Raw genomic sequence first — 6,223 nt, forward strand, 5'->3', positions numbered from 1 at the left:
CGGGGGCGATCAGCCCCGGGGCCCGCTCCGCGTTCCGCGCAGCAGCTCGGCCTCCACCGGGGTGGCGTGCAGACCGTTCGCCCGGGCCTCGCGCAGCTGGGGCAGTGCGAGCCCGTACATCGTGCGGACGGCCTTCAGGGGCACGCCGTCCGGCCCGCCGACGGCGAGGCGCACGGTGCCCTCCGTCGCGACGATCCGCTCGCGGACCCGTGGCGGGGGCGGGCCCCAGCCGCCGTCGCACCATTGGAACGCCGTCTGGGGGGCGGTGCAGTACGACTGCTCCTCCCAGCGCAGCCGTCCCTCCACGACGCGCTGCCACGCCTCGGAGTGGCAGGAGGCGCAGGGCTCGCAGTGGAGCGTCACGAACTGTTCAGCGATCGGTGGAGCATCCCGTAACGGGTCGGACCGCGCATCCGGATAACGTCTGCGGCATGACTGAGCTGTCCTCCCCCACCGCCCGCGACGTGCGCGTCGTCGCCCATCGCGGGGCCTCGTACGCGCACCCCGAGCACACCATCGAGGCCTACCGGCAGGCCATCGCCGACGGCGCGGACGCGCTGGAGTGCGATGTGCGGCTGAGTGCCGACGGGCGGCTGGTGTGCGTGCACGACCGGACGGTGGAGCGGACCTCCGACGGCCGCGGGGTCGTCTCCGAGATGACGTACGAGGAGCTGTCCGCGCTCGACTTCGGCCGGTGGAAGGGCGACGCGCACCGCGGGGCGCGGGTGCTGCTCTTCGAGGACCTGCTCAAGGAGGCGCTGGCCGCGGACCGGCCCGTGGGGCTGGCGGTGGAGACCAAGCACCCCACCCGGGCCGGCGGGCGTCTGGAGGCCGAGCTGGTGCGGGTACTGCGCGACCACGGCCTGGCCGACGGGGCGTCGGGGCTCGTCGAGGTGATGAGCTTCTCCCGGACCGCGCTGACGCGGATGCACCGGCTCGCGCCCGGACTGCCGGCCGTGTACCTGATCGAGCGCCGGGTCAGGCCGGTCCGTCCCCCGTTCGCGACGCACGCGGGCCCCGGCATCGACCTGGTGCGCAAGGACCCCGGACTCGTGGGGCGCCTGAAGGCGAAGGGGCTGGCGGTGCGGGTGTGGACCGTGGACGAGCCCGAGGACGTCGAGCTGTGCGTCCGGCTCGGGGTGGACACCCTCATCACCAACCGGCCGCGCGAGGTGCGCGAGCTCCTCGGGGCACGGGGCCGCTGAGGTCGGCCGTTCAGTACGCCGGGTGCCCGCTCCGCGGTGCGCCGCGCCGGGTGGCCCGGGCTGCCCGTACGCAGCCGGCCGTGCATCCGGCCGCGCCGACCAGCGACAGCGCGAGCAGCGGGTTCACCCAGGGCGAGACGAGTTCCACGCGGGTGCCGCCGGGGAACGTGCAGAGCACCGAGATCGGCAGCATCGTCCGCCTGATGGTGATGTCGGCGTCGGGGGTGCRGTACCCGCCGGGCCCCTCGTGTTCGGCGAGCGCCTGCACACAGGGCCGCACGGGGCGGGAGTCGAGGCCCGTCAGGGCGCCGGCGGCGGTCAGGAGGGCGGCCGCGCCGAGGCACAGTACGGCCGCTTCGGCCCATTTGCCCACGGGACTCGCGCTCACGGCCGGCCTGCGGGTCGCCAGGAAGTGCACCCCCTTGCCCAGGAAGAGGAGGAGGGCGAGGAGGCCGAGGGCGGCCATGAGGAGGGCGGTGACGAGGATCGGACTGCTCCCTTGCGGAGATCTGCGCGCGCCGGGTGCCGGGTGCCGGGTGCCCGGGCGGGCCTGCCGGAAGCTACGGACGTGCGTACGGGCGGTCCGGTTGCGCGGGCGGCGGGGGAGGAGGATCACCCGGCCGGAGAGCACCGGCCGGGTGTGGGGGTCCGAGGGGACGGCGGGGTTACGCGAAGCGCTGGTTCGCCGAGCCGTCGCAGGGCTGGAGGCGCAGTTGTTCGTGGGCGGCGGCCACGGTCAGGCACATGCCGGTGGCGGCGGCCGGGCGCAGGGTGGCGCCGTCGCGGACGAACTTCTGGTTGGCGCCGCCGTGGCAGTTCCACAGGATCAGACCGGTGCCGGCCCCGTAGTTCGCGCCGGGGACGTCCAGGCAGCGGTCCTGGGTGAGTTCGGTGTGCACGGCGCCGCGGGCGGGTTCGTACCACCAGCCCTGGTTGCGGCCGCCGTGGCAGTCCCAGCCGACGACCTTGGTGTTGTTGGCGCTGGAGCCGCCGAAGTCGTCGAGGCAGTTGCCGGTGGCCTCGTTCTTGAGGGGCTTGTAGAGGTCGTCCCAGGCGCCGGCCTGCAGGACGGGCGTCCCGGTGCTGGCGGGGTCGGCGCAGGAGGCCTCGCGCAGGCCGGAGTCGTAGAGCTGCGTCAGGCAGGACGCGAAGGCGCCGTGGCCGCGGTAGTTGGGGTGGAAGGACTGGCGGGCGGTGTTCTCGTCCCACGGGAAGTGGTCCCCGACGTCGAGGTAGAGGCCGCGGGCCCAGGTGTCCTCCATGCACACCTCGTGGCCCTGGAAGAGGCGCGAGTTGTCCAGGTAGAGGGCCCCGGAGGCGCGGGCGGCCTCGCGCATGCCCTTCTCGAAGGTGGGGACCGCGTAGTTGCGGCCCCAGGCGGCGTCGGAGTCGTAGCCGGCGCAGCCTCCGGGGAGCTTGCCGGGGAAGTCGGGGTTGTCGTTGAAGTCGGGGCCGATGGGACTGGGGTAGCCCATCACGACGAGCTTGTAGTCGGAGTCGGCGTAGCCGGCGTCGCGCATGACCGTCTTGAGGTCGGCGACGGTGGCCTCCACCTTCGGCTTCAGGCCGTCGACGCGGGCCTGCCAGCCGGGGCCGTACTTGGGCTCGCAGGTGCCCTGGCTGAGCACCCAGCGGGTGACGCAGTCGGTCATGACGGGGCCGAACTGGAGGTCGTCGTTGGCCCCGGCGACCAGCAGCACCATCTTGATCTTCGTGTTGCGGGCCTTGACGGCGAGGCTGTCGCTCTGGACCAGCTCGTCGGCGTACTGCTTGCTGCCGCCGATCCTGATGTTCCCGGTGTAGCCGCCGGAGCAGGCCACGTTGAAGGTCAGGTCGGCCGGGATGCCGGTGCGGTGGATCGCCGAGTCCGGCGAGCGGTGGCACTGGTTGGCGGACGTGTTGGTCGCCGGGTCGTAGTTGCCGACGCCCTCGCCCGAGATCTCGCTGTCGCCGAGCGAGATGAGCCCGGTCTTGCGTTCGTTCAGCGGGCGGATCGCCGGGTCTCCGTAGATCTTGGTGGCCTCGGCGGCCCGGACGGCTTCGAGTTCCGGCGAGAGGGGTGTGATCGAGCCGCCGGCGGCGGGTGCCGCCTGGGCCATGGGGGTGATGGCGGTGACGCCCCCGAGGGCGGCCGCGATCGCCGCGATGGCGGCGAAGGTAGATCTGAGCCTGGGTTTCGTACGCGCACGTGCCATGAAGGCCTCCCCGATTGCAGTGATACCCGCGGTGTTACCCACGGTATTTACTGGTCGGTAGGGGAGTTGGGAACACTTCGAACAAGACAATTGCTCAACTTTTTCAGGAGGCGACGAACATGACAGACGATCAGCAGGCCGAAGCGTTCCGGACCGAGCACGATTCCATGGGCGAGGTACGGGTCCCCGCGCACGCCAAGTGGCGCGCCCAGACCCAGCGCGCCGTGGAGAACTTCCCGCTCTCGGGGCAGCGGCTTGAGCGCGCCCACATCGAAGCCCTGGCCCGCATCAAGTCGGCCGCGGCCGCGGTGAACGAGGAACTGGGCGTGCTGGACGCCGACACGGCGCGGGCCATCCGCTCCGCCGCGGCCGAGGTCGCCGACGGCCGCTGGGACGACCACTTCCCCGTGGACGTCTTCCAGACCGGCTCCGGGACCTCGTCCAACATGAACGCCAACGAGGTCATCGCCACCCTGGCCACCGAACGGCTCGGGCGCGACGTGCACCCCAACGACCACGTCAACGCCTCACAGAGCTCCAACGACGTCTTCCCCTCCTCCATCCACATCGCCGCCACCGCCGCCGTCACCGGCGAGCTGATCCCGGCCCTGGAGCACCTCGCCGTCGCCCTGGAGCGCAAGGAGGCCGCGTTCGCCGAGGTGGTCAAGGCCGGGCGCACGCACCTGATGGACGCCACCCCGGTCACCCTGGGCCAGGAGTTCGGCGGGTACGCCGCCCAGGTGCGCCACGGCGTCGAGCGGCTGCGCGCCGTGCTGCCCCGGCTGGCCGAACTGCCCCTGGGCGGCACGGCGGTCGGCACCGGCATCAACACCCCTCCCGGGTTCTCCGCCGCGGTGATCGCCGAGGTGGCCGCGGCGACCGGGCTGCCGCTGACCGAGGCCCGCAACCACTTCGAGGCCCAGGGGGCCCGGGACGCGCTGGTGGAGACGTCCGGGATGCTCCGAACCATCGCCGTCTCGCTCACCAAGATCTGCAACGATCTGCGCTGGATGGCGTCGGGCCCGCGCACCGGATTGGCCGAAATCAATCTGCCGGATCTGCAACCGGGGTCCTCGATCATGCCCGGAAAGGTCAATCCGGTGGTCCCGGAGGCCGTCCTGATGATCGCCGCGCAGGTGACGGGGAACGACACCGCGGTCGCCGTGGCGGGCGCGGCCGGCAACTTCGAGCTCAATGTGATGCTCCCGGTGATGGCCCGGAACGTCCTCGAATCGATCCGCCTGCTCGGCAACGGCAGCCGGCTGCTGGCCGACCGCACGGTGGACGGGATCACCGCCAATTCCGAGCGGGCCAGGGAGTACGCCGAGTCCTCGCCCTCCGTGGTGACCCCGCTGAACCGCTACATCGGCTACGAGGAGGCGGCCAAGGTCGCCAAGCGGGCCCTCGCCGAGCGGAAGACGATCAGGGAGGTCGTCCTGGAGTCCGGCTACGTCGAGCGGGGCGCGCTCACCCTGGAACAGCTGGACGAGGCCCTGGACGTCCTGCGGATGACCCGCCCCTGAACGGCCCCCTCCCAGGGGCCGAATCCGGTCGTTTACCGTCCCCGCACCCCTCCGCGACCTGCAACGCAGCCAGTTCGGGGGCGGCCGCCCTAAGATCTGCGCATGACAGGTACCCACAGGTCCGTGAGCGGTGCGGGGCACCGCCCCGCACAGGACGCGCGCTGGGCGCCCGGGGACCGGATCCTCTGGCGCTACCGCGACCACGCCCCGGGGCTCAAGGGCCAGGTCCACATCGCCCGTCCGGTGACCGTGGTGCGGGACACCGCCGAGCTGCTGGCGGTGTGGATGGCCCCCGGCACCGAATGCGTCAAGCCGGTGCTCGCGGACGGCACCCCCGTGCACGAGGAGCCGCTCGCCACCCGCTACACCGCGCCGCGGACCACCGTGCGCTCGCGCTGGTTCGGGGCCGGCGTGCTCAAGCTGGCCCGTCCCGGGGAGCCGTGGTCGGTCTGGCTGTTCTGGGACCACGGCTGGCGCTTCAAGAACTGGTACGTGAACCTCGAAGAGCCCCTCGTCCGCTGGTCCGGCGGAGTGGATTCGGTGGACCACTTCCTCGACATCTCCGTCTACCCGGACCGCAGCTGGAACTGGCGGGACGAGGACGAGTTCGCGCAGGCCCAGCGCACCGGACTGATGGACCCGGAGCAGGCCCGGCGGGTGGAGGAGGCCGGGCGGGAGGCGGTCGGGGTGATCGAGGCCTGGGGGTCCCCGTTCCGCGACGGCTGGCAGGACTGGCGGCCCGATCCGGCCTGGGGCGTTCCGGCCCTGCCCGAGGACTGGGACCGCACCCCGGCGCATATGACGTCATGAGACCCTTGATGCGCCCCCGGGGTTCAAACGTAGGATCGTCCTCCGCCGGTCGTGCGCGGGGGGCCGACCGGTCCCCGTAACCGCAAATGACCTGCGGCGACCGGGACTTGACCGGAGGTCGACGCCGAACGAGAGGTAACGAGCGGGACGCGGATCCCGGGGGTGATGGTGCCCCCGCCGCTGAGCGGGTATACCGCGACTGACCGAGTTGAGTGCAGCGCACATCGAGCGCAAACGGACGGAATTCCACGCGTGACGGAGTACCCCACCTCCCAGGAGGGCCCGCAGCCCGCCGTCGCCTCAGGCGGAGGTACGGACGAGCCCGGCCACGGCAAGGCCCCCATCGCGGCCGCCGAGGCCGTACGCACGCATGCGCAGACTCCGGCAGCCGACCTCCCGCGCCCGCGCGGCGCCGCCGGGAGCGGCGGACCGCAGGGCAGCCGGGCCTCCGGCCACGACGCGGCGGACACCGGCCCGGCCGGCGCCCGCG

General features: G+C 72.5%; 6 protein-coding genes and 1 pseudogene. 4 read left to right on the plus strand and 3 right to left on the minus strand.

The features are described 5' to 3' along the window. Positions 1 to 9: 9 nt before the first annotated feature. Positions 10 to 363 (minus strand): hypothetical protein, encoded by a 354-nt coding sequence (locus tag AB4039_RS23045; RefSeq protein WP_442271695.1) that lies wholly within the window; start codon positions 361 to 363, stop codon positions 10 to 12. A 68-nt stretch (positions 364 to 431) separates the two neighbouring features. Between AB4039_RS23045 and AB4039_RS23050 the strand changes: the two genes are divergently transcribed. After that, positions 432 to 1,205: a glycerophosphodiester phosphodiesterase gene (locus tag AB4039_RS23050; RefSeq protein WP_442271696.1), complete on the plus strand. Its 774-nt coding sequence runs from the start codon at positions 432 to 434 to the stop codon at positions 1,203 to 1,205. A gap of 10 nt (positions 1,206 to 1,215) precedes the next feature. On the opposite strand, the gene AB4039_RS23055 is transcribed toward AB4039_RS23050, so the two are convergent. Beyond that, the gene (locus AB4039_RS23055) at positions 1,216 to 1,836 is read right to left on the minus strand and encodes a hypothetical protein (protein ID WP_442271697.1); all 621 of its coding nucleotides are present in this window, start codon (positions 1,834 to 1,836) and stop codon (positions 1,216 to 1,218) included. Positions 1,837 to 1,870: 34 nt separating this feature from the next. Next, positions 1,871 to 3,400: a ricin-type beta-trefoil lectin domain protein gene (locus tag AB4039_RS23060; RefSeq protein WP_266841945.1), complete on the minus strand. Its 1,530-nt coding sequence runs from the start codon at positions 3,398 to 3,400 to the stop codon at positions 1,871 to 1,873. Between the two features lie 119 nt (positions 3,401 to 3,519). Here AB4039_RS23060 and AB4039_RS23065 point away from each other — a divergent pair, with 119 nt between their 5' ends. From AB4039_RS23065 to AB4039_RS23075, 3 genes and pseudogenes are all read left to right on the plus strand, one after another. Then, complete coding sequence (locus AB4039_RS23065) at positions 3,520 to 4,923, plus strand: class II fumarate hydratase (RefSeq protein WP_266841943.1); 1,404 nt, start codon at positions 3,520 to 3,522, stop codon at positions 4,921 to 4,923. Between the two features lie 102 nt (positions 4,924 to 5,025). Next, the gene (gene fomD / locus AB4039_RS23070; RefSeq protein ID WP_442271698.1) at positions 5,026 to 5,733 is read left to right on the plus strand and encodes a cytidylyl-2-hydroxypropylphosphonate hydrolase; all 708 of its coding nucleotides are present in this window, start codon (positions 5,026 to 5,028) and stop codon (positions 5,731 to 5,733) included. Between the two features lie 252 nt (positions 5,734 to 5,985). Continuing rightward, a pseudogene (locus AB4039_RS23075) lies at positions 5,986 to 6,223 on the plus strand (hypothetical protein); the annotation flags it as partial.

Source organism: Streptomyces sp. M-16, assembly GCF_052114405.1.
In the GTDB taxonomy this organism is placed as follows: Bacteria; Actinomycetota; Actinomycetes; order Streptomycetales; family Streptomycetaceae; genus Streptomyces.